Annotated in this window: 26 protein-coding genes and 1 riboswitch; of the genes, 17 read left to right on the top strand and 9 right to left on the bottom strand. The window is 41.3% G+C overall.

Annotation, left to right across the window (positions count from 1 at the left end; genetic code table 11):
• Nucleotides 1-101: 101 nt before the first annotated feature.
• Nucleotides 102-344, top strand: a complete 243-nt coding sequence (locus tag NST73_RS14305) for a type B 50S ribosomal protein L31 (RefSeq protein WP_017358374.1) — start codon at nucleotides 102-104, stop codon at nucleotides 342-344.
• 76 nt (nucleotides 345-420) lie between these two features.
• Here the strand turns inward: NST73_RS14305 and NST73_RS14300 are convergent, their stop codons facing one another.
• A complete protein-coding gene (locus NST73_RS14300) occupies nucleotides 421-1,413 on the bottom strand; it encodes a zinc ABC transporter substrate-binding protein (RefSeq protein ID WP_025207846.1) in 993 nt (330 codons plus the stop codon).
• Nucleotides 1,414-1,626: 213 nt separating this feature from the next.
• Here NST73_RS14300 and NST73_RS14295 point away from each other — a divergent pair, with 213 nt between their 5' ends.
• A complete protein-coding gene (locus tag NST73_RS14295; RefSeq protein WP_017358372.1) occupies nucleotides 1,627-2,193 on the top strand; it encodes a carbonic anhydrase in 567 nt (188 codons plus the stop codon).
• A gap of 1 nt (nucleotide 2,194) precedes the next feature.
• Here the strand turns inward: NST73_RS14295 and yidD are convergent, their stop codons facing one another.
• Entirely contained in the window at nucleotides 2,195-2,419 is a 225-nt protein-coding gene (gene yidD / locus NST73_RS14290) for a membrane protein insertion efficiency factor YidD (RefSeq protein WP_008342933.1), read from the bottom strand.
• A 128-nt stretch (nucleotides 2,420-2,547) separates the two neighbouring features.
• Between yidD and NST73_RS14285 the strand changes: the two genes are divergently transcribed.
• Nucleotides 2,548-3,021 (top strand): S-ribosylhomocysteine lyase, encoded by a 474-nt coding sequence (locus NST73_RS14285; protein WP_008342935.1) that lies wholly within the window; start codon nucleotides 2,548-2,550, stop codon nucleotides 3,019-3,021.
• A 123-nt stretch (nucleotides 3,022-3,144) separates the two neighbouring features.
• Nucleotides 3,145-3,582, top strand: coding sequence for a FixH family protein (locus tag NST73_RS14280; RefSeq protein WP_017358371.1), 438 nt, complete (start codon nucleotides 3,145-3,147; stop codon nucleotides 3,580-3,582).
• 8 nt (nucleotides 3,583-3,590) lie between these two features.
• Here NST73_RS14280 and ytzI read toward each other — a convergent pair whose 3' ends face one another.
• Entirely contained in the window at nucleotides 3,591-3,737 is a 147-nt protein-coding gene (ytzI, locus tag NST73_RS14275) for a YtzI protein (RefSeq protein ID WP_017358370.1), read from the bottom strand.
• 131 nt (nucleotides 3,738-3,868) lie between these two features.
• Here ytzI and NST73_RS14270 point away from each other — a divergent pair, with 131 nt between their 5' ends.
• From NST73_RS14270 to NST73_RS14255, 4 genes are all read left to right on the top strand, one after another.
• Nucleotides 3,869-4,306, top strand: a complete 438-nt coding sequence (locus tag NST73_RS14270; RefSeq protein WP_056705413.1) for a Dps family protein — start codon at nucleotides 3,869-3,871, stop codon at nucleotides 4,304-4,306.
• Nucleotides 4,307-4,430: 124 nt separating this feature from the next.
• Nucleotides 4,431-4,622, top strand: a complete 192-nt coding sequence (locus NST73_RS14265) for a hypothetical protein (RefSeq protein ID WP_008342942.1) — start codon at nucleotides 4,431-4,433, stop codon at nucleotides 4,620-4,622.
• Nucleotides 4,623-4,779: 157 nt separating this feature from the next.
• Complete coding sequence (locus tag NST73_RS14260; protein WP_008342944.1) at nucleotides 4,780-5,184, top strand: phage holin family protein; 405 nt, start codon at nucleotides 4,780-4,782, stop codon at nucleotides 5,182-5,184.
• 43 nt (nucleotides 5,185-5,227) lie between these two features.
• Nucleotides 5,228-5,536: a hydrolase gene (locus tag NST73_RS14255; RefSeq protein WP_342499164.1), complete on the top strand. Its 309-nt coding sequence runs from the start codon at nucleotides 5,228-5,230 to the stop codon at nucleotides 5,534-5,536.
• 192 nt (nucleotides 5,537-5,728) lie between these two features.
• Here NST73_RS14255 and NST73_RS14250 read toward each other — a convergent pair whose 3' ends face one another.
• Both NST73_RS14250 and NST73_RS14245 read right to left on the bottom strand, forming a co-directional pair.
• A complete protein-coding gene (locus NST73_RS14250) occupies nucleotides 5,729-6,511 on the bottom strand; it encodes an AIM24 family protein (RefSeq protein WP_342499163.1) in 783 nt (260 codons plus the stop codon).
• Between the two features lie 22 nt (nucleotides 6,512-6,533).
• Nucleotides 6,534-7,187, bottom strand: a complete 654-nt coding sequence (locus NST73_RS14245) for a TerD family protein (RefSeq protein ID WP_335352206.1) — start codon at nucleotides 7,185-7,187, stop codon at nucleotides 6,534-6,536.
• A 246-nt stretch (nucleotides 7,188-7,433) separates the two neighbouring features.
• On the opposite strand from NST73_RS14245, the gene ytkD reads away from it, so the two are divergent.
• Nucleotides 7,434-7,910 (top strand): RNA deprotection pyrophosphohydrolase, encoded by a 477-nt coding sequence (gene ytkD / locus NST73_RS14240; RefSeq protein ID WP_268360636.1) that lies wholly within the window; start codon nucleotides 7,434-7,436, stop codon nucleotides 7,908-7,910.
• Between the two features lie 29 nt (nucleotides 7,911-7,939).
• Here ytkD and NST73_RS14235 read toward each other — a convergent pair whose 3' ends face one another.
• From NST73_RS14235 to NST73_RS14225, 3 genes are read right to left on the bottom strand one after another with little or no spacing between them, the layout of a single operon-like run.
• The gene (locus tag NST73_RS14235; RefSeq protein WP_007501924.1) at nucleotides 7,940-8,734 is read right to left on the bottom strand and encodes an ABC transporter permease; all 795 of its coding nucleotides are present in this window, start codon (nucleotides 8,732-8,734) and stop codon (nucleotides 7,940-7,942) included.
• Nucleotides 8,721-9,491: an ABC transporter ATP-binding protein gene (locus NST73_RS14230; RefSeq protein WP_008342956.1), complete on the bottom strand. Its 771-nt coding sequence runs from the start codon at nucleotides 9,489-9,491 to the stop codon at nucleotides 8,721-8,723. Before NST73_RS14230 ends, NST73_RS14235 begins: the two co-directional genes overlap by 14 nt.
• Nucleotides 9,492-9,506: 15 nt before the next feature.
• Nucleotides 9,507-10,508, bottom strand: coding sequence for an ABC transporter substrate-binding protein (locus NST73_RS14225; protein ID WP_024719321.1), 1,002 nt, complete (start codon nucleotides 10,506-10,508; stop codon nucleotides 9,507-9,509).
• 173 nt (nucleotides 10,509-10,681) lie between these two features.
• Between NST73_RS14225 and NST73_RS14220 the strand changes: the two genes are divergently transcribed.
• Genes NST73_RS14220 through NST73_RS14195 form a run of 6 tightly spaced genes read left to right on the top strand, consistent with a single transcriptional unit; the run spans nucleotide 10,682 to nucleotide 15,818 of the window.
• Nucleotides 10,682-11,410, top strand: coding sequence for a carotenoid biosynthesis protein (locus NST73_RS14220; protein WP_138278910.1), 729 nt, complete (start codon nucleotides 10,682-10,684; stop codon nucleotides 11,408-11,410).
• Nucleotides 11,379-12,125 carry a lysophospholipid acyltransferase family protein gene (locus tag NST73_RS14215; protein WP_039168332.1) on the top strand — a complete coding sequence of 249 codons (747 nt, stop codon included), beginning with the start codon at nucleotides 11,379-11,381 and terminating at the stop codon, nucleotides 12,123-12,125. The genes NST73_RS14220 and NST73_RS14215 overlap by 32 nt, the downstream gene beginning before the upstream one ends.
• Nucleotides 12,110-13,237: a glycosyltransferase gene (locus tag NST73_RS14210; protein WP_342499162.1), complete on the top strand. Its 1,128-nt coding sequence runs from the start codon at nucleotides 12,110-12,112 to the stop codon at nucleotides 13,235-13,237. The genes NST73_RS14215 and NST73_RS14210 overlap by 16 nt, the downstream gene beginning before the upstream one ends.
• Complete coding sequence (crtI, locus tag NST73_RS14205) at nucleotides 13,234-14,715, top strand: phytoene desaturase family protein (protein WP_342499161.1); 1,482 nt, start codon at nucleotides 13,234-13,236, stop codon at nucleotides 14,713-14,715. The genes NST73_RS14210 and crtI overlap by 4 nt, the downstream gene beginning before the upstream one ends.
• A gap of 26 nt (nucleotides 14,716-14,741) precedes the next feature.
• Nucleotides 14,742-15,536 carry a prolyl oligopeptidase family serine peptidase gene (locus tag NST73_RS14200; RefSeq protein WP_017367901.1) on the top strand — a complete coding sequence of 265 codons (795 nt, stop codon included), beginning with the start codon at nucleotides 14,742-14,744 and terminating at the stop codon, nucleotides 15,534-15,536.
• 39 nt (nucleotides 15,537-15,575) lie between these two features.
• Entirely contained in the window at nucleotides 15,576-15,818 is a 243-nt protein-coding gene (locus NST73_RS14195; protein ID WP_017358362.1) for a DUF2584 domain-containing protein, read from the top strand.
• A gap of 40 nt (nucleotides 15,819-15,858) precedes the next feature.
• Here NST73_RS14195 and pckA read toward each other — a convergent pair whose 3' ends face one another.
• Nucleotides 15,859-17,445 carry a phosphoenolpyruvate carboxykinase (ATP) gene (pckA, locus tag NST73_RS14190; RefSeq protein ID WP_073415740.1) on the bottom strand — a complete coding sequence of 529 codons (1,587 nt, stop codon included), beginning with the start codon at nucleotides 17,443-17,445 and terminating at the stop codon, nucleotides 15,859-15,861.
• Nucleotides 17,446-17,671: 226 nt separating this feature from the next.
• A riboswitch (SAM riboswitch) is annotated at nucleotides 17,672-17,806 on the top strand.
• A 195-nt stretch (nucleotides 17,807-18,001) separates the two neighbouring features.
• On the opposite strand from pckA, the gene metK reads away from it, so the two are divergent.
• Together metK and asnB are read left to right on the top strand one after the other, a co-directional pair.
• Nucleotides 18,002-19,204, top strand: coding sequence for a methionine adenosyltransferase (gene metK / locus NST73_RS14185; protein ID WP_008342973.1), 1,203 nt, complete (start codon nucleotides 18,002-18,004; stop codon nucleotides 19,202-19,204).
• A gap of 148 nt (nucleotides 19,205-19,352) precedes the next feature.
• The gene (asnB, locus tag NST73_RS14180; protein WP_008342976.1) at nucleotides 19,353-21,251 is read left to right on the top strand and encodes an asparagine synthase (glutamine-hydrolyzing); all 1,899 of its coding nucleotides are present in this window, start codon (nucleotides 19,353-19,355) and stop codon (nucleotides 21,249-21,251) included.
• The last annotated feature ends 90 nt before the right edge of the window (nucleotides 21,252-21,341 follow it).

Below are 21,341 nucleotides of genomic sequence, written 5' to 3'. Positions count from 1 at the left end.
CTGACTAAGAAAGCTTGTTTTTTGACAAGTTGTAAAAGGGGGAGTAGAATATAACTATAAAACGTAACCATTACGTTTTAATGATGAAGGGAGTTTTGACATTGAAAAGAGATATTCATCCAACCTCACATGAAGTTGTATTTATGGACGTAAACAGCGGTTATCGCTTCTTAAGTAGATCAACAAAGACATCACATGAGACCGTAGAGTGGGAAGATGGGAAGACTTATCCTGTCATTAAAGTAGAGACAAGCTCTGATACGCATCCATTTTATACAGGACGCCAAAAATTCGGAGAAAAAGGCGGCAGAGCGGAGCAGTTTAAGAAAAAATATCAAATGTAAACAAAGAAACACACCTGATCATGGTGTGTTTTTTGTGCAGTAAAAAACCCCGGCTGATCGCACGGGATTCATGAATTCATTCAACATTTAAAGCTGTTTTTAATGTGTTTAAATTTTGTTTCATTAAGCTGACATAGCTTTCGCCATTTTTAGCATCATCTTCTGTAATGGATTCTAGATTTTTCAGTGTAAGGCTTTTTGCCCCAATTTCACTGCGAATCGTATCTGATACTTTACTGCTGACGTTATTTTCAAAAATGACATACTTGATGTGATGCTTTTCTGCCTGTTGTACGATATTTTCAAGCTGTTTTTGGGAAGGCTCTTCAGAAGCAGAGAGTCCTAGTACACTGATTTGCTCAATGCCATAGCGTTTTTCCCAGTAGCCGTATGCAGCGTGAGAAACGAGAATTTCTTTATGTTTTGCTTTAGATAACGTTGTTTTGAATTCCTGATCTAACGATTGTAATTCTTTTTTTAGTGATTCATAGTTTTTTGTGTATTCGTCTTTATGATCTGGATCTAGTGAAACGAGTGTGTCTTTAATGTTTTTTGCCATTTGCTGTGCATAAACAGGGTCTAGCCATGCATGGGGATCTTTATCTCCGTGGTCGTGTCCATCATGGTCATGATCTTCACCTTCATGATCGTGATCATGGTCCTCCCCTTCTTCATGAGCATGTTCTTCTTGTGTTGATAATAGCTTGATGCCTTCGGCTGCTTTCACTGTTTTCACGCCTTGGTCTTTTAACGTAGAAGCCGTTTTATCAGCAAATGCTTCAGCACCTGTTCCGCTGTAAATAAAGGCATCTCCTTCAGCCATTTCAACCATCGTTTTTGAACTTGGTTCAAAGCTGTGTGCATCTGCATTGGCAGGGTACACACTTTGAGCGTTCACGTGAGAGCCGCCAATTTTTTCAGTGAAATCTTGAATAGGGAAGATCGTCGTGTAAATGGTTAATTTCCCATCTGCTTTTCCTTTTGAAGCATTTGTCCCCGCACTGCTTGAGCAAGCGGCAAGACCGACCGCTAATAAAGCAGCTGTTAAAATAAAAAAGATTTTTTTCATCTAAGAATGTCTCCTCTCAACCTATTAGATAGAAATGATTACGATTTAATGTCCTGAGTTATTGTATCGTAATAATTACGATTTGAAAAGAGGAAAATAAAAAATTTTCATCAGAAGATGTTTCCTCTAAAAAAATAGACGTCAAAACGTGACGAAATTTAAAACATTGTGCTATATTTATTTTTAAAAAAAGAAAAAGGAATGGACAAACTTATGAAACTTTTAGACGAAATCATCGAATATAACCAACAATTTATTGAAGAGAAGCGATATGAAGAGTTTACAACAACGAAGTTTCCACAGAAAAAAGCTGTCATTCTATCATGTATGGATACAAGACTTGTTGAACTGCTTCCACGCGCCATGAACATGAAAAATGGCGATATTAAAATTGTCAAAAGTGCTGGCGCTCTTGTTTCTCACCCATTTGGAAGTATTATGCGAAGCATTTTAGTGGCTGTTTATGAATTGAATGCTGACGAGGTGTACGTCATTGGGCATCACGATTGTGGTATGAGTAAAATAGACAGCGAAACACTCTTAAATAAAGCCATTGAGCGTGGTATTCCAGAAAAACGGATTGAAGTACTGGAATACTCAGGAATCGATTTTCAACAGTGGCTCAAAAGCTTTAGCTCAGTTGAAGAAAGTGTGAAAGACAGTGTATCTGTCGTTAAAAATCATCCGCTTCTTCCATCTGATGTGCCTGTACATGGTCTTGTCATTGATCCTGGGACAGGTAAGCTTGACTTAGTTGTCAATGGTTATGAAGAAAAGTAAGTTATTTTTCCTTTTTAGGCGGGACCGGATCCATGCCTCCAGGATGCAGCGGGTGACATTTTAAAATTCGTTTAATCGTGAGCCAGCCGCCTTTTAAAGCGCCATGCGTTTTGATCGCCTCTAGCCCGTAGTTTGAGCAAGTGGGGTAAAACCTGCAGCTCGGCGGTGTTAGAGGGGAAATGCATTTTTGATAAAAGCGAATGATGCCGATAAAAATTTGTTTCATAGAGGTTCCTCCTTGTCTGTCTTTTCACAGTATAAGAAAAAAGGACAAGGAAGGGAAGTTTTATAAACTAAACTGGTCGGAACAATATGTTATAATATAGGAAATTGCAATTATAGGAGTGGTGATTAATGCCTTCAGTTGAAAGCTTTGAACTTGACCATAATGCTGTAAAAGCACCTTACGTTCGTCATTGCGGCGTTCATAAAGTGGGATCAGATGGGGAAGTGAACAAATTTGATATCCGTTTTTGTCAGCCAAACAAGCAGGCAATGAAACCTGATACGATTCATACATTAGAGCATTTACTTGCGTTTAATATTAGAACACACTCAGAGAAATACGATCATTTTGATATCATCGATATTTCTCCAATGGGCTGCCAGACTGGCTACTATTTAGTTGTCAGCGGTGCACCGACACCAAGAGAGATCGTTGAACTGCTTGATGCAACATTCAAAGATGCAGTGGAAGTAACAGAAATTCCTGCTGCAAATGAAGAGCAGTGCGGTCAAGCGAAGCTTCATGATCTTGAAGGAGCAAAACGTTTAATGCGTTTCTGGCTGTCTCAGGATCAAGAAGAGCTATTAAAAGTATTTGGATAATCAGTAAGATGATGAACCGGACATATTGAATGTCCGGTTTTTTATATGAAATGAAACGAGAGCTGTTAAAATAGGGGATATTTGTTAAAATGGACATGTCAGTAAAAAAAGGGGGATACACGAATGCGGAAAATGGTAGGAATCATTTTGATGCTCGCATTACTTAGTGCATGTGGAAACTCGGCAGCGAGCAATGACAAGGGAGAAGTGCCTGAGCTATTAGAAGTCAAACTAACAGGGCCGGAGCAAGTGGAGAAAAATGAAAACGTTATCGTAAAAGCAGCTGTCACATATGGTGATACGCCTGTTGATGATGCAGATGATGTTCAATTTGAAGTGTGGAAAGATGGCGACAAGGATAACAGCAAGATGATTCAGCCAAAGAAAAAGGAGAAAGGTGTATATGAATTGCATACAGCTTTCAAACAAGATGGCCTTTATATCATACAAGTCCATGTGACAGCTAAACAGCAGCATAATATGCCGAAGACAAACATCCATGTAGGTGATGTGAAAAAAGAGAGTTCATCTACTGAAGAAGAAGATACCTCACATCATTGAAAGCGGTTTTATTTTGGGTTAGGACGTTGGTTTGGTTCAGCATCCTGTGGTGAATCGACTTTATGCTTGTAATCATAAGCCTTTGATGTCGTCCACAGTGATAAAAAGACAACGATTGAGATAATGATAAAGCTGATAATCCCAAGTAACAGCATCTAACTCCCTCCTTATTTCCATATTAACATATATTTCATGCGGTCAAAATAGAAGAAAATGATGGCAGGTTTCAGTATAATAAAAAAAGGGTAATCCCATACTAAACGCAACTACATAAGGAGGAATCAACATGTCTGAAAAATTATTAAACGTCGTCAATAAACAAGTAGCAGATTGGACTGTGCTTTACGTAAAATTACATAACTATCACTGGTATGTAAAGGGAAAAGATTTCTTTACACTCCATGAAAAATTCGAAGAATTATATACAGAAACAGCCACTTATATCGATGATTTGGCTGAGCGTATGCTCGCATTAAATGGACAACCTGTTGCGACAATGAAAGAGTGCTTAGAAATTTCTAGCATTCAAGAAGCGGAAGGCAATGAATCAGCCGAGCAAATGGTGAAAAATTTGTATGATGATTTCTCTAACATTGCAGAAGAACTCAAGAAAGGTATGGAGCTGGCTGCAGAAGTTGGCGATGAAACAACAGGTGATATGCTGCTTGCGATTCATCAATCCATTGAAAAACACAACTGGATGCTAAAAGCATACTTAGGATAAGCGAATGTGAAAGGAATGTCGATCATCAAACAGATCGGCATTCTTTTTTTGTGGATTTGTGACAGACAGCCCATTGAATTGATGGGGCTTTCAGCCGAAGAGAAAAGGGAAGGGAGGGGAGAAGATGTCCTCAATTGCAGGAATGATGAGCCAGCAAGTGGCGAGTATTCAAAAAACACTTAATATCAGTTTGTTGAATTCACAGCTTGCCACGAACACAGCCCAAGCCATGGTGATGCTCGATCAAGTGCAGCAGCAGCCTCAAGCTGTTCAGCCCAAAGATTCAGACGCTACGTTTATTGATGTCAGAGTTTAACCAAGAAAGCCGCCGTCACAGGCGGCTCTTTTTATGCGCTTCACGAATTTTTTGAACAGCTGACCATGCCTTTATTTTTTGTCGTCCAAGCTATTCATCAAATGCGGCATATACTATTGAGGTAAGAAGTTCCACTATGAAAGGATGTTGATGCCAAGTGAGCAAGGATTTAGGCATCTTTTCGTTGTTTACAGTCAGTTTGTCGGCAATGGGCTTTCTGTTTGGTGGAGCAGGATATTTACTCATGATATTAGTGACACTCATGGCTATAGAATTAATTTGTTCAAGCCTAAGAGAATCTGTGACTGGACAACTTACGATGAAGCGTTTTTTGACCAGGCTTGTTCGAAAGGTTGTGACGATCTCTTTAATATCCATGGCACATTTCTTCGATGTCATGCTGAAGACTGGGGGGACAATTAAGGATTTAGCGCTCATCTTTTATATTATTTATGAATCGTACCAGATTGTCTCAACAGCCAGAGCTCTCGGAATTCCCATTCCACAGTTGTTTATTGATGTGTTAGACATGATTAAAAATAAATTGCGCAAAAAGCCGTAATTTCTTCATATCTGGTCATACTAAAGGAAAAAGGATGAATCAGATGGAGACACACACATACTATGTATCCGTTCAAGACGGATCAATCTCACAGCACAGAGACGCGGCTGCTTGGCAATTTCAGATAGAAGCAGATGATGACCAAATCTTGCAGTTAAGAGAGTATTTTGATGAACAGTATATGACAGATTGGAAAGGTTTCTTTCGGGCGCATGTTCCATTTCTTGAATATCATTATGATAGTCCAAACGACGAAATGGACAGGAAAAGAAAAGAGATTTACTCGATGATTCATGATCTCGGTAACGAAGAGACAAAGAACTTTATTGAGAGCAATGGACTGATGAATTGAAAAAGCATGTAGACAAACCCTCGCATTCTTTGTCAGGTGCTCATGAATGTGAAATTCGCTCCGCGCCAGTACTCGTTTTTCTAGACTGCAAAGGTTTTCTATCACGCTGAAAAGAAGACAAAAGGCTAAAAGAAAGTTCATTTTAGCCTTTTGTCAACGATCTGAAAGTATGTAGAGACATTCTACATGCTTTTATTTTCGAGGCTGTAAGATACCGCCGATTAGATCACTGATTCCGCCTCTATTTTCCTGCTGTGAGTTGGTGATTTCGTGTGAGGTACTCTGACTCTGGGGTTTGTACCGGTTATCATCTATCCCGACCCGCATTCCAGATGTTCGTTCAGATGGCTGGATAATCACAATTTGGTCCTGTTCATGAAATTCAAACAAGTAGGATTCGCCTGATGTTTGTCCAATGAACGTTTTCCAGTTCACATCTAATTTGACTTTCGGTGCTTTGCCCGTCCAAGCGACAATGGCGTCAGGATCTACACGGCAAGGTGCTTTTAAAATCAGCGGGTTTCCATTTGTTTTGATGGCAACCTGCGCCCCGTGACCTTGATACGAGAGCTTTGAAGTAAATAGCCCTTTCTGTGATATAATCCCAACGCCTACTGGTGTCACGCCATAGTGACATTCTTCAGTAAAGGCAAGTAAATCTTCACTTTCCACGCTAACATGTTGCCAAGGACCGTTCGGCTCAAGATTGATGACGGTCACATGCTCGCTAGAATCAGCCAAGTAGCAAGTGCCTTGCCCAGTCACTTCCATCATCTCAAGGTTTTCACCGGTTAATTTTCTGCTAATATGATTAAATACTTGGCTTACAACATTTCCTTTATTCGTCCCAAGTAATCGTTTACGGTATTGAAATGTGCCTTGATCGGCAATCATCGCGCCTTTTTTGGCAAAAAAGATCCCGTTGCCTTCTGCTTGTAAGGTCAGTTCTTCGATCGTGTTGAAATGAAATCCCATTTGTGCCAGCTCCTTTTCTTTGTCAAGATGTGAATCCGTAGATGCGGCATAGGTCGTTTAAATCAAGGGTCGTACCTTGTCCGGTAGCGGTGATTTTCCATTCGTTCTCAACTCTCGTTAGTTCAGCACAAATGATGGATGTACAAAATGAATAATCTTCTGTTAACTGAAAGGTACAAATCTCCTGTTGTGTGATTTGATCTGAAAGGCGCAAGTAGGCATTGGTCACCTGTCCAAAATGGTGTGCCCGCTCGTGTGCATCATGTATCGTGGCTGTTACGACGATTTTCTGAATATCGGGTGAGACTCTGCTCAGTTGCATAATGATGATCTCATTATCCCGCTGGCCTCCGCCGACCTGATGATCACCTAGATGGCGAACAGCTCCATCTAAGCTTTGCTGCTGATGATAATAGATCAGGTGTTTTGGAGACAGAAGCTTGTCCTCTTCATTTAAAAGAAACACTTGCGTATCTAAATCAATTGGCTGACCAGATAAGTCCCAGCCAAGTCCGATATGAATTTGATCTACATTTGGATTGTCTTTTGTTAAATCTAACTTTTGTCCTTTCATGAGGTGTTTCTTCACTGCCTCAAGAGAAGCGTCTTCTTTCTCATGTTGCCTCATTGGCCATGCTTTGTTATTTTCTTGTTTTGATCCATTTGTGATGCTCATGCTGGTTTCCTCCTCGTCTGTGTAGGACAAACACTTATTGATTTACGTCATCATGGGCAAAAGGTTTCATGATTAAAATGGGATGAGGATGGAGATGATAAAAAGGTTTTAGCAAGAATACTTATTTTACATACAGACGAGATAGAAGCACTCGTTTGTTTCACTTTTCATAAAAATTCTTCAGAGAAATGTGATCTGTGGTATGATGTTTTACAAGAAGCAAGGACAGGATATGAGGGATTTCAGATGCATGTATTTAAAGATTATTATCATAATACGGTCAAGCTCTCTTTTGAAGAGCAGCCTTTTTCAAGTCATCCTAAGCATGTTTGGGCTATTTGCCGCTATCAAGGAAAATGGCTACTTACTGAACATGAGGATCGAGGCTACGAGTTTCCTGGAGGGAAAGTAGAGCCAAATGAAGAAGCAGATCAAGCCGCTATACGAGAGATTCACGAAGAGACGGGTGCTGTTGTTCGTGAATTAACGTATATTGGTCAATATCAGGTGCTTGGCAGAGAGAAAGTCATTGTCAAAAATATTTATTTCGCCGATATTGAAAGGCTCGTCAAGCAGGACACGTATTTTGAAACGAAAGGACCCGTTCTTTTCGCAGACTTACCAAGATCCATCTCAAAAAATAAAAATTTCAGTTTTATTATGAAAGATGATGTCTTGAGACAAAGTCTTGCTTATTTAGAAAAGAACGGTTTGATTCGTTAAAAAAGCGCAGGGAAATGACCCTGCGCTTTTTATTTTTGCAGAAAACGGCGTTCCAGCCATTCAACAAGCTGATACATGATGGTGGCGAAGACGGCGATAATGAAAAGACTTAAGAACACGAGTGTAAAGTTGAAGACTTGAAAGCCATAGATGATCATATAGCCGAGTCCTTTTGAGGAAACAAGGAATTCTCCCACAATGACCCCAACCCAAGAAAGACCAACATTGACCTTAATGGCAGAGATCATCGTTGGAATACTTGCTGGTAAAATGACCTCACGGAAGACCGTTCTTTTTTTCGCGCCAAAGGTTTTCATGACTTTTAAATAATTCTCATCGACTTCTTGAAAGGCTGTATAAATGACGATGGTGGTAATGATCACACTGATAATGGCACCCATCGCGACAATGCTGATCATGCCTGGTCCAAGGGCAACAATTAAAATGGGGGCGAGAGCGACTTTCGGCATCGCATTTAAAATAACCAAATAAGGATCAAGTACATTTGCAAGACGGGTGGACCACCATAAGGCGGCGGCTAATAAAATGCCGCAAAAAGTACCAAGTAGAAAGCCGAGCACTGTTTCAAATAGCGTAATGCTCATATGATTAATTAATGAACCATCTGATAATTTTTGTACAAACAATTGGCAGACGGCAGATGGTGAACTGAAAATGAGCGGGTCAATCAGTCTGAAATGGCTCGCAAGCTCCCAAAGTGAAAAGAAACTGGCGAAAATGATCAACTGGTAGACTCGCGTCATGCGTTTTTCCATTCGAACTTTTTTTCGATAGGCTTCATGTAAAAGATCACTGTGTTTCAACTGTCTTCAGCTCCTTCCAAATCGTTTGAAAGAGCTCTTGGAAACTTGCTGTCTGTCTCGCTTCAAAAGGAGAGAGCGTCCTCAGATCATCGGGAACGGTAAACATTCGCTGGATAGAGCCGGGATGCTTTGAGAATAAGAAAATGCGATCACTCATCGCAATGGCTTCGCCGATGTCATGCGTGACAAGAACAGCCGTTTTTTGGTAGTTTTTTAATGTGTGAAAGACGAGGTCTTCTAATGTCAGTTTCGTCTGGTAATCTAGTGCTGAAAATGGCTCATCTAGCAGAAGCAGGCCGGGATCAACTGCAAGCGTTCGGGCGAGAGCCGCACGCTGCCTCATCCCGCCTGACAGCTCCTTCGGGTATTTTTCTTCGACATCATTGAGTCCAAGCTTTGGCAGTAAGCTAAGGGCAGCTGAGGTGGCTTCATGTGAATCTTGTTTTGCAATTTTTAACCCGAGAATGACATTTTCCTTGATCGTTTTCCATGGGAACAAATAATCTTGCTGGAGCATATAACCGATTTGATGCTCCTGTTGATTCGGTTCTTTTCCTTCGATTAAAATTCGACCTTCAGAGGGTGGCGTAATGCCTGCGATGATGGAAAGCAAGGTTGTTTTCCCGCAGCCGCTAGGACCAATAAATGAGATGAATTCACCTTGAGTGATCTCCATATTGATGTGCTGTATGGCCGTTGTTTTTTCTTTTAAAGAGAAGTACGTGTGGGTCACATGGTCAATTTGAAGGAAAGACATGTGCTACCTCCTGTTCTATTTGTGATCTGTGACCTTCTTGGCAATGGATGAATCGACAAGTTGTTTGTACGGGATAAATTCCGGTAGTTCACCACTTGCCTTCATGATTTCCTGTAATTTGTTCCATTCCTCTTCATTTAGAAGGGGATCTGTTGCATAGGAGTTCTGCTGTTTGTAGCGTTTGATAGCTGTTGATAAGACATCAAGGTCTGTATCAGGAAATTGAGATTGGATTGTCTTGGCAATCTCCTCTGGACTCTTTGCTTTGACCCATTTTTGCGCTTTGTAAATGGCACGAGTAAAGGCTTCAGCTGTCTCTTTGTTTTCTTCAAGGTAACTCTTCTTTGCCATAAAGGTGGTATAAGGCACCTTGCCGGAAGCCTCACCAAAGGAGGCGGTAATGTACCCTTTGCCTTCTTTTTCAATTAAGGAAGCTGTCGGTTCGAATAACTGTACAAAATCGCCAGTTCCAGAGGAAAAAGCACCTGAAATGTTGGCAAAATCAATATTTTGAATCATGCGAAGATCTTGTTTCAAATCAATGCCTTCTTTTTTCAGGACATATTCACCGACCATTTGCGGCATGCCGCCTTTCCGTTGTCCGAGAAAGTCTTTTCCTTTCAATTGATCCCAAGAAAATTGATTGATTTTTTCCCTTGAAACAAGAAATGTACCGTCTGTTTGTGTCAGCTGTGCAAAGTTCATGACAGAGTCTTTCGTGTCTTGTGCTTCCACATAAATAGAAGATTCAGATCCGGTCAGAGCGATATCAGCGCCGCCAGATAAGAGAGCTGTCATTGTTTTATCGCCGCCCCAAGTGGTTTTTAATTCAACCTCTAAGCCTTCATCTTTGAAAAATCCTTCGGATAGGGCGACATAAAGCGGTGCATAAAAGACCGAATGGGTCACCTCGGCTACTTGTACGGTCTGCTCTTGGTCTTTTTTACAGGCGACAAATGGAATAAAGAGCAGGACAACGAATATGAATGCCAGTCTGACTTTAATGGAACGATTCAAGAGTAATTCGCCTCCTTTGTTCTAGATCACTAATTAAAGTATGTCAAAAGGGATTTTTGGTGAGTGCCTAGATGAAATAAGAAGCGCATTGTTTATTTATAGAACGTGTCTTTTTTTCTATACTAGAAGCATGAATGCTTTCTTGAATTTGGCAGAAATAAAGGAGCGGTTTCGTGTATAGATTGAGTTGGGTATTTGTTGGTTGGTATGTAGTAGGTCTTATTTTAATGGTCTTTTTTGAAGTGCCGGCATGGCTTCAGTTTGCGAATGGTATCTTTCTTGTGCTTTACGCCTGCTGCGTCATTGAGATTGGCCGAAATATTTACGGGGCATGGAGCTTTGTGATCGTAAGAGCAGCCATTGTGGGTGTGTTGACGTTTACAGTTGAATGGGTGGGGATCACAACTGATTTTCCATTTGGGGCCTATGATTATTATCCGACACTTGGATTTCTTGTGGCGGGAGTGCCTTTGACGATCGCTTTTGCATGGGTTGGTGTGTTTTTAAATAGTCTTTTTTTATCAAGACAACAATCGAAGTGGAAACGAGCCGTCGAAACGGGTATATGGATTGTACTGCTTGATCTCATATTAGATCCGGTAGCGGCTGAACGAAAGTTTTGGGTGTGGTATGACGGCGGAGGTTTCTTTGGTATCCCTTTTGAGAATTTTGTCAGCTGGGGTATCATTGGAGCAGGACTTTCATTTCTGTTCCCGCTTATATCAATTGATCAGCAGGCATTGCGCTGGAATGGGCGTATTTATCAGGCCATGGTGTTCTTCTTTGGTCTTTTAGCATTAAAGGGCGGGCTGGATGTCATTTTTTATTTAGCACTGATCATTGTCATCTTGTGTGAAGGAAGGGTTCGATTTGAAAGAAAGCGACAAAAACCGATCGTTTAGACGACTCTTTTATTTTTATCTTGAACGATATTTACTGAACAAACATTTTCGCTGTGTCATGATGAAAGGTACGGTTGACCCAAAGGAGAAGCATCCTGTTCTTTATCTTGCTAATCACAGTTCATGGTGGGATGGACTGATCATTTTTCTTTTAATAGAACAAATGTCTGAGCTGGATCATGCCATGATGATGGAAGAGAAGCAGTTAAAGCAATATGCTTTTTTTCAAAAACTTGGTGCATTTCCAGTTCATAAAGAGAAGCTGAAAAGTGTCAAGCAGGCATTAATGACCGCAAAGGAGAAGATGGAGGCTGGCGGGGCTGTGTGGCTCTTTCCGCAGGGGAAAATTATGCACCAAGACATAAGGCCGCTTGAACTGGAAGGCGGAGCTTCTTTTTTAGTCAGGCAATTTGAGCAGGTCGTCATCAAACCTGTGACGCTGCATTATACATTTAATCAATTTCAAAAACCGACGGTATCGGTTGAATTTGGAGAAGATGTCCTGGTAGCTGGCCGATCACTTCGGAGTAAGGAAGTAACAAGTTTACTCGGAGACCTGCTTGAAACACAGTTAAACGCACATCAAGCACAGGTTATTGCTGATCCAGATTTTTCAACAAACGAACATTTTAGGCAGGTGACAAGGACAAGCCGGTCAACTAGTGATGCGTTTGATTCCTTTAAAAAGTGGGTGAAAACATGGCGATCTTCTTAATTGTCATCAGTGTTTTGCTGCTCTGCCAATTGATGTTTACGATTTGGAATATGAAGCAATTTCCTGTACTCAAGCCGGCATCTCTTTCACCTGATGAACGCATTTCATTATCGATCCTCATTCCAGCGAGAAATGAAGAAAAACGGCTGGAAGCCTGCCTTCAGTCGATTGTTGATCAGCGTCTCCATCCGAAAGAGTTGATCGTGCTGGATGATCACTCGACAGATCAGACGAGAATGATTGCAGAGGGCTTCGCAGAGACATATCCATGGATTCGCGTTCAGTCAGGTCAAGTATTGAAGCGCGGCTGGCTTGGAAAATCATATGCTTGTTCCCAGCTTGCTGAGGCAGCATCTTCTGATTGGCTGTTATTTTTAGATGCAGATGTCCGCTTAAAACAAGGAGCTATTGAAGCGGTGTACAAGCAGTTATGCATACAAAAAACGGGCATGCTTTCAGGTTTCCCAGAGCAAAAAACGGGAACGCCTTTTGAGCATCTTGTCGTTCCTATGATGATGTTTACGATTGGCTGTCATCTGCCAGTGAAGTGGGTCAGAACATCTCAACATCCTGCTTTTGCCGCAGCACATGGCGGCTTTATTGCCATTGAAAAGAACTGTTATCACGAAATAGGTGGTCATGAAGCGATCAAGGATTCTCTTGTGGATGATATGGCTTTGGCTAAACGAGTGAAAGAGAAGGGCTTTCCGTTCACACTGGCAAGTATTCATTCTTTTGTCTACATGAGAATGTATGAGAGTGGACAGGAAGTATGGGAAGGATATCGGAAAAATTTGTTCCCGGGAGTGAATCGAAACATTGCTTTGTTAAGCAGTGTCTTTTGTTTATACTCCGTCCTTTATGTAGTTCCTGTTATTTGCTTTATGATCGCACTGATTCATTTTGATGTGGTCGATCTCTGTTTAGCCCTTCTTTGCTACGGGCTGGGTGTATCCATTAAAGCGATCATTGATATCGAAAATGGAAGAACGTCTACGATGGCCTTTTTATTGCCTGTCAGTATCATGAGCCTGATTGCCATTGGTTTTGCTTCTATGAAAATTGGGCTGAAAAAAGAAGGCTATGAATGGAAAGGAAGAAGGTACGAATGAAAAAAGTGATCATTATTGGCGGCGGACTTGGCGGGTTATCGGCTGCGATTCGCTTACAGTCACGCGGTTTCCAGGTCACCATTTTAGAAAAAGAAGCTGTATTAGGCGGGAAATTACAGCGCCATCAAGCGTCTGGCTACTCTTTTGATTTAGGACCGAGTACCATTACAATGAAGGCGTATTTTGAGGAAGTATTTACCTCCTGTCATAGACGAATGGAGGATTATGTGACGTTTTATCCGATATTCCCCCTTACTAAAAATGTTTTTTCAGATGGACATACGGTCGAGTTTACGCCAGATATTGAGCAAATGGAATCACAAATTGCAGTTTTTAGTCCAGAGGATGCACAGCAATACCGGGCATTTTTACAGGAATCGAAGAAGCTTTTTCAAATGGCAGAGGATCAGTTTTTAAATCGTTTATTATTGACCTGGAAGGATAAAGCGGATGTCAAGCTAATGAAAGCCCTTCTTGCTGTCAAACCTTTTACATCTGTTCAGCGCTTGCTGCGTCAATATTTTCGTCATCCTCATACATTGGCGATGTTTGGCCGGTATGCGACTTACATTGGCTCTTCTCCATACGAGGCACCTGCTATTTTTAATATGATGGCTTATTTAGAAGGAGAAAAAGGCATTTATGGTATCAAGGGCGGTACATATCGTTTAGTTGAGGCATTTGAGACACTGGCAAAGGAATTGGGTGTCCAAATTCATCTCAATGAATCAGTCAAAAAGATTCATGTAAAGAATAAGCGAATCCAAGGAGTTGAAACGGATCAGCAGTTATATGAAGCAGATCAAGTCATTGCGGGGGCAGATGCACTGACTGTTTATCGTCAATTAATTGATGAAGAAGACCGCCCGAGCTTTGGAAATCAAAAACTGGCAAACATTGAGCCATCGTTATCAGGTTTTGTTCTTTTGTTGGGCGTCCCTAAAGTCTATGAACAACTGTCTCATCACAACGTGTTTTTTCCAGAGAATTATGAACAAGAATTCAAGGATATTTTTCAGAAAAAACAGCTTCCTCATGATCCGACGCTTTACATCTGTTATTCAGGTCATTCAGAGCCAGCTTTAAGCGGAGGGCCAGGAAGAAGTAACTTGTTTGTATTAGCCAATGCGCCATATGTGACAAAAGAACAAAATTGGGACATGCTAAAGGAGACATATGGCCAGCATATGAAAACAAAACTAAAGGAAAAGGGTCTCTTTGATCTTGACCAGCTTGTAGAATTTGAAGCGGTACAAACGCCGTTTGATTTGCAGCAAAAAACGGGAGCGTATCATGGGGCCATTTATGGCATGTCGTCAAACTCGTTCAAGCAGGCGTTTTTTCGCATCAATAATCAATCAAAGGATATTGAAGGACTTTGGTTTGTTGGCGGCACAAGTCATCCAGGCGGCGGCACTCCGATGGTGACAAAATCAGGACAGCTCGTCGCAGAGGCCATTATCAAGCATTTGACGTAACACCGAATGAAAAGGAGAGAATTCAAGTGATTGTGGAAAAGAGAAGGTTCCCGTCGCCACATCCGCATATTCACTTATATACAGTGACATATGAGGCCGATGGACTTCGGATGAAGGGGCTGCTCGCTGAACCGGCCGGAGAAGGTCTCTATGACGGTTTTTTATATTTACGGGGCGGCATTAAAAATGTGGGAATGGTTAGACCTGGCCGAATTGTGCAATTTGCTGCGCAAGGGTTTGTCGTCTTTGCGCCCTTCTACCGAGGGAATCAAGGAGGCGAAGGGAACGAGGATTTTGCCGGAGAAGATCGGAAAGATGCATTTGCTGCATTTCAGCTGTTGAAACATCATCAAAAGGTGAAGCAGGAGCGCATTCATATCTTTGGTTTTTCCCGCGGCGGAATTATGGGCATATGGACCGCTGTTGAAATGAAGCATGAGGCCGCTTCCTTTGTGACATGGGGAGGCGTAAGTGATATGAAGCTCACCTATGAAGAACGTGTGGATATGAGAAGAATGATGAAGCGTGTGATAGGAGGTCCTCCGCATAAGGTACCAGAAGCATATGAGGCTAGAACGCCTTTGAATCATGTGCACCAAATTGAAGCACCTGTCCTAATCATTCATGGGGAGCTGGATGAGAATGTATCCATTGAGCATGCGTATTTATTAGAAGATGCCCTGCGTCAGCATGGCAAGTCTGTGGAAACATGGTATTTTCACGGATATCATCATTATTTCCCGCCACAGCATAACCGGGAGATTGTCAGACGGTTGACGACATGGATGCACAGCCGAAAAGGCGGAAATGTGGTAAAATAAACGGTAGAAAGAAATATAGAAAGTAGGGGGATTTTCATTATGGGAATGCCTGTTGAATTTAATACAATGATTGTCACAAAAGGAAAAGAGACAAGAATTGAAGAAAATGTGTTTGAGCTCATGAAGGAAGGGTACCGCATTTATCCATTAAATATTCCGCTTGAGGTGCGTAAAACGAAAGACGGAGAAAAAACAGGGACAGCACATGTTGAAAAGCTGGAGCTCACAGACAATATCACGAAGGTGACATACCGTCTTGTGTCATTACATTCAACGAACTAAAAAAGCTGAGGGAATGAATCCCTCAGCTTTTTCCTTTTGATTAGACGAGTGGTCCGCCTTTTGCTTCAATATCACTTGCTGCATGGCTGAATTTTTTGAAGTTCTTTTTAAATTCATTTGCAAGGAAGTTTGCTTTTTCTTTGTAAGCCTCTTGATCGTCCCATGTTTTAGCAGGCTGAAGCACTTCATCTGGCACTCCTGGAATATGAAGCGGGATGTGTAACCCGAAGATGTCGTCAGTGATCATTTCAGCGTTGTCAAGATCGCCTTCGATCGCTGCCTGCACCATTGCTCTTGTATGAGCAAGATTCATTCGTTTGCCCGTACCGTAGCCGCCGCCAGTCCAGCCTGTATTCACAAGGAATACTTTTGCGCCGTGCTCATCGATTTTTTTACCAAGCATTTCAGCATAGACATGAGCAGGAAGTGGTAAGAATGGTGAACCAAAGCAAGTAGAGAACGTTGTTTCTGGTGACGTCACGCCACGCTCAGTTCCCGCTAATTTACTTGTGTAACCGCTCAAGAAGTGGTACATGGCTTGTTCTTTCGTTAAACGGCTGATTGGAGGTAAAACACCGAATGCATCAGCTGTTAAAAAGACGATGGCAGATGGGTGACCTGCAATACTTGGTTTCACGATGTTATCAATCATTTCGATTGGGTAAGCCGCACGTGTATTTTCAGTAAAGAATGTGTCATCATAATCTGCTTCACGTGTTTCTTCATCAAGTACTACATTTTCAAGCACTGATCCGAAGCTGATGGCTTTGTAAATTTGTGGTTCTTTTTCTTCACTTAAGTTCACGCATTTTGCATAGCATCCGCCTTCAATATTGAAGACACCTGTGTTAGACCAACCGTGCTCATCGTCTCCAATCAGCTTGCGGCTTGCACTTGCAGAAAGCGTCGTTTTTCCAGTACCTGAAAGGCCGAAAAATAAAGCAACATCGCCTTCTTGACCGACGTTAGCAGAGCAGTGCATTGATAAAATATCTTGTTCAGGAAGCAGGTAGTTCATAACAGAGAAAATGGATTTTTTCATCTCACCTGCATATTCTGTTCCACCGATCAGAATCGTCCGTTTTTCAAAAGAAACGATAATAAACGTTTCAGAGTTTGTGCCATCTGTTTCAGGATCTGCTTTAAAGTGAGGTGCAGATAAGATGGTGAAAGGTTTTTCGTTTGATGATGGTGTTGATCCATCAGGTCTGATGAATAGCTGCTTTGCAAAAAGATTGTGCCAAGCGAATTCATTTACAACTGTAATTGGCATACGGTATTTTTCGTCAGCACCGGCAAAACCATCAAAGACAAATAGTTCATCACGTTCTTTTAAGTATGACACAACCTTTGTATATAAACGATCAAATGCCTCTTTCGAGATCGGCTGATTGACTTGACCCCAATCAATTTTATGTTCAGAGCTTTCTTCTTTTACGATGAATTTATCTTTAGGCGAACGTCCAGTGTAGGCACCCGTTGTGGCGCGCACAGCACCAGTTGAAGTTAAAACGCCTTCATTACGTGCCAAAATCTTTTCAACAAGTTTCGGAACAGATAAATTTTGGTGCGTATTTTCTAATGAGAGCAATGACTGCAAATCTTCTTTTAAATCCACTGAGTTCATAAAAAAACCCTTCCTTTACCGTTGAATTTGTTTGTTTTGATTAGTATAACACATTGATAATAATAGTCTATACTATTTAAACATTTTTGTGTGTGTTTTTTCATTTCTGCTATGAAAATATGCTTTTTGGTGATGCTAATGATGAGGTGAAAAAAAGGGGAGATAATTCCTATGAACCATTGACATGACGCAAGGGTTTAAGATAAGATATCTTATTGAACGGATACTCTTATCCCGAGTTGGTGGAGGGACAGGCCCGATGAAGCCCAGCAACCGGTTTCTTATGAAAAAGGCATGAACATGCTGAGAAACCAAGGTGCTAACCTGATGCAAGGTACAAGAACACCTTGAGCGATAAGAGTGAAAGGCATGCGATCTCAGACCCTTTCCTCGCAATGAAGGAAATGGTTTTTTTATTTTTGGGATATCATATGAACAAATTGCCAATAACATCTCTAATATAAACATGTTGAAATATAAGAGGGAACGAGTTCCGTATCATATTGGAGGCCTCATCTTGGGATGATGTGGTCTTGTACAGGAGGAAATAGCCATTATGAGTCAAAATCGTCGTTTATTTACTTCAGAATCAGTGACCGAAGGACATCCAGATAAAATCTGTGATCAAATTTCAGACAGCATTTTGGATGAAATTTTAAAGAAAGATCCAAATGCACGTGTTGCCTGTGAAACTTCTGTAACAACCGGTCTCGTATTAGTAAGCGGTGAGATTACAACGTCTACTTATGTCGACATTCCAAAGACGGTGCGTGACACGATTAAGGAAATTGGCTACACACGTGCGAAATATGGTTTTGATGCGGAAACATGTGCGGTTCTTACATCAATTGATGAACAGTCTGCTGATATTGCGCAAGGTGTAGACAAAGCGCTTGAAGCACGTGAAGGAACAATGACTGAAGAAGAAATTGATGCGATCGGTGCAGGTGACCAAGGTCTGATGTTTGGTTTTGCAAACAACGAAACTGAAGAGCTTATGCCACTGCCGATTTCTCTTGCACATAAATTATCTCGCCGTTTAACAGAAGTACGCAAGAATGAAACACTTGCATACCTTCGTCCAGACGGAAAAACTCAAGTAACAGTTGAATATGATGAACAAAACAAACCAGTTCGTATTGATACGGTGGTTATTTCTACACAGCATGCACCAGAAGTGACGCTTGAACAAATTCAAAGCGACTTAAAAGAGCATGTCATCCGCCCTGTCGTTCCAAGTGAACTGATCGATGAAGAAACAAAATACTTCATCAACCCAACAGGCCGCTTTGTTATCGGTGGACCTCAAGGGGATGCTGGTTTAACTGGACGTAAAATCATCGTTGATACTTATGGCGGGTATGCTCGTCACGGTGGAGGTGCTTTCTCTGGTAAGGATGCAACGAAGGTTGACCGTTCGGCAGCATATGCGGCTCGCTATGTAGCGAAAAACATCGTAGCAGCTGGTCTTGCAGATTCATGTGAAGTGCAGCTTGCTTATGCAATTGGTGTTGCACAGCCTGTCTCCATTTCAATTGATACATTTGGAACAGGAAAAGCCTCTGAAGAGAAATTAATTGAAGTGGTACGTGCAAACTTTGATCTTCGTCCAGCTGGCATTATTAAAATGCTTGACTTACGTCGTCCGATCTATAAACAAACCGCTGCATACGGTCACTTTGGCCGTCATGACTTGGATCTTCCATGGGAAAAAACGGATAAAGCCGACACGCTTCGCAAGGAAGCATTAGGAGAATAACAACATACAAAACCGCTTATTTTAAGCGGTTTTCCTTTTGATTAAAAAAAATTCTACAAAAAGCGTAAAAATGTGAAACAAAATTGGACAAAATACTGTCTAATTATAGGTCTACTTTTAAGAAATAACATAACGTGGAGGCAATAATATGTGTGGGTTTGTTGGTGTATTTAATCACCGTCCATTGTCCGAAACTACTGAGCAGGAAGAGTTAATTAAGCAAATGAATCGTCTCATCGTTCATCGAGGTCCGGATGATGAGGGGTACTTTCATGATGAGCATGTAGGATTTGGATTTAGACGTTTAAGTATTATAGATGTTGAACACGGAAAGCAGCCGCTTTCTTATGAAGATGAAAAATATTGGATTATTTTCAACGGAGAAATTTATAACTATGTGGAGCTGAAAGAAGAGCTTGTGAAAAAAGGCTATACGTTCAGCACAGATTCTGATACGGAAGTCCTTCTTGCCACATATCGCCACTATAAAGAAGAAGCGGCATCGAAGCTTCGCGGGATGTTTGCATTTTTGATTTGGGATAAAGAAGCGCAGTTATTATATGGCGCAAGAGATCCTTTCGGCATTAAACCGCTCTATTTTACACAAATGGATGACCAAGTGTACTTTGCTTCTGAACGCAAAAGCTTAATGGCTGTGAATGAGAACATTTTATTTGATGAGACTGCTTTGCAGCAGTATATGTCTTTTCAGTTCGTTCCTGAGCCAAATACACTTGATCAAAAAGTGCACAAAGTTGAGCCAGGTCATCAGTTTACACTGCGTCCAGGCCAAGACATTGCATTTAAGACTTACTGGAAAGTTCAATTCAAACCTGAACAAACACAAGAGCAGAAATTAGTAGAAGAAGTACGTGATGCTATCTATGATTCTGTAAAAGTCCACATGAGAAGTGATGTGCCTGTTGGTTCATTCCTATCAGGTGGGATCGATTCTTCTTTCATCGTGTCGGTCGCAAAGGAATTTCACCCTGAACTGAAGACATTCTCTGTTGGTTTCCAGCAGGATGGATTCAGTGAGGTAGATGTAGCAAAAGAAACAGCTGATAAGCTGGGATTGCAAAACTTTAGTGCTGTGATTTCTCCTGAGGAATATATGAATGAGCTTCCAAAGATCGTCTGGCATTTAGATGATCCTTTGGCTGATCCAGCGGCGATTCCATTGTATTTCGTAGCAAAAGAAGCGAAAAAACAAGTCACAGTTGTTCTTTCAGGTGAGGGAGCAGACGAGCTGTTCGGTGGATATAATATTTACCGTGAGCCGCTATCTCTAAAGCCTTTTGAATCTGTACCATCCATGCTGAAAAAGCTTCTTCTTCGTCTGGCTCGTTTAATGCCAGAAGGAATGAAAGGGAAAAGCTTTATCGTTCGCGGCTGTACGCCATTAGAGGAACGTTATATCGGCAATGCTAAAATCTTTGAAGAGCCAGTGAAGAAAAACCTCTTAAAGCAGTATGATCCGAACATCACGTATCGTGACGTGACGAAAACATACTTCGAGGAAAGTGCAGGCTACAGCGATATTAACAAAATGCAATATGTTGATATCCATACGTGGATGCGCGGGGATATCCTGCTGAAAGCAGATAAGATGACAATGGCGAATTCTCTTGAGCTTCGTGTTCCATTCCTTGATAAGGTCGTATTTGAAGCAGCTTCTAAAATTCCAGAAGAGCTGAAAACGAAAGACGGCACAACGAAATATTTATTGCGTAAAGCAGCAGAAGGCATTGTACCGGACCATGTGTTAAACCGTAAAAAACTAGGTTTCCCTGTACCAATTCGTCATTGGCTGAAAAATGAGATGAACGCTTGGGCGAAAGATATCATTAAAAACAGTCAGACAGATGAATACATTAACAAGGCATATGTTCTTGATTTATTAAATGATCATTGTGCTGGAAAAGCAGATCATAGCCGTAAGATTTGGACTGTCCTGATCTTTATGATCTGGCATAGCATCTATGTAGAGCGCAGCATTGATCCAGAGCAGTTGAATCACCAGCCGAAAGAAGTTATTTTTAGCTAATGAAAAAGGTTTTCAGCTTTGTGCTGAAAACCTTTTTTGTCATGATAGAAAGTGGGGGAAAAGGGTAAAATAACAAGCGGTACACAGTTA

Source organism: Bacillus sp. FSL W7-1034, from assembly GCF_038593365.1.
In the GTDB taxonomy this organism is placed as follows: Bacteria; Bacillota; Bacilli; order Bacillales; family Bacillaceae; genus Bacillus; species Bacillus altitudinis.
Note: the sequence above shows the minus strand (reverse complement) of the source record. Positions and strands in the feature narration are given on the sequence as shown.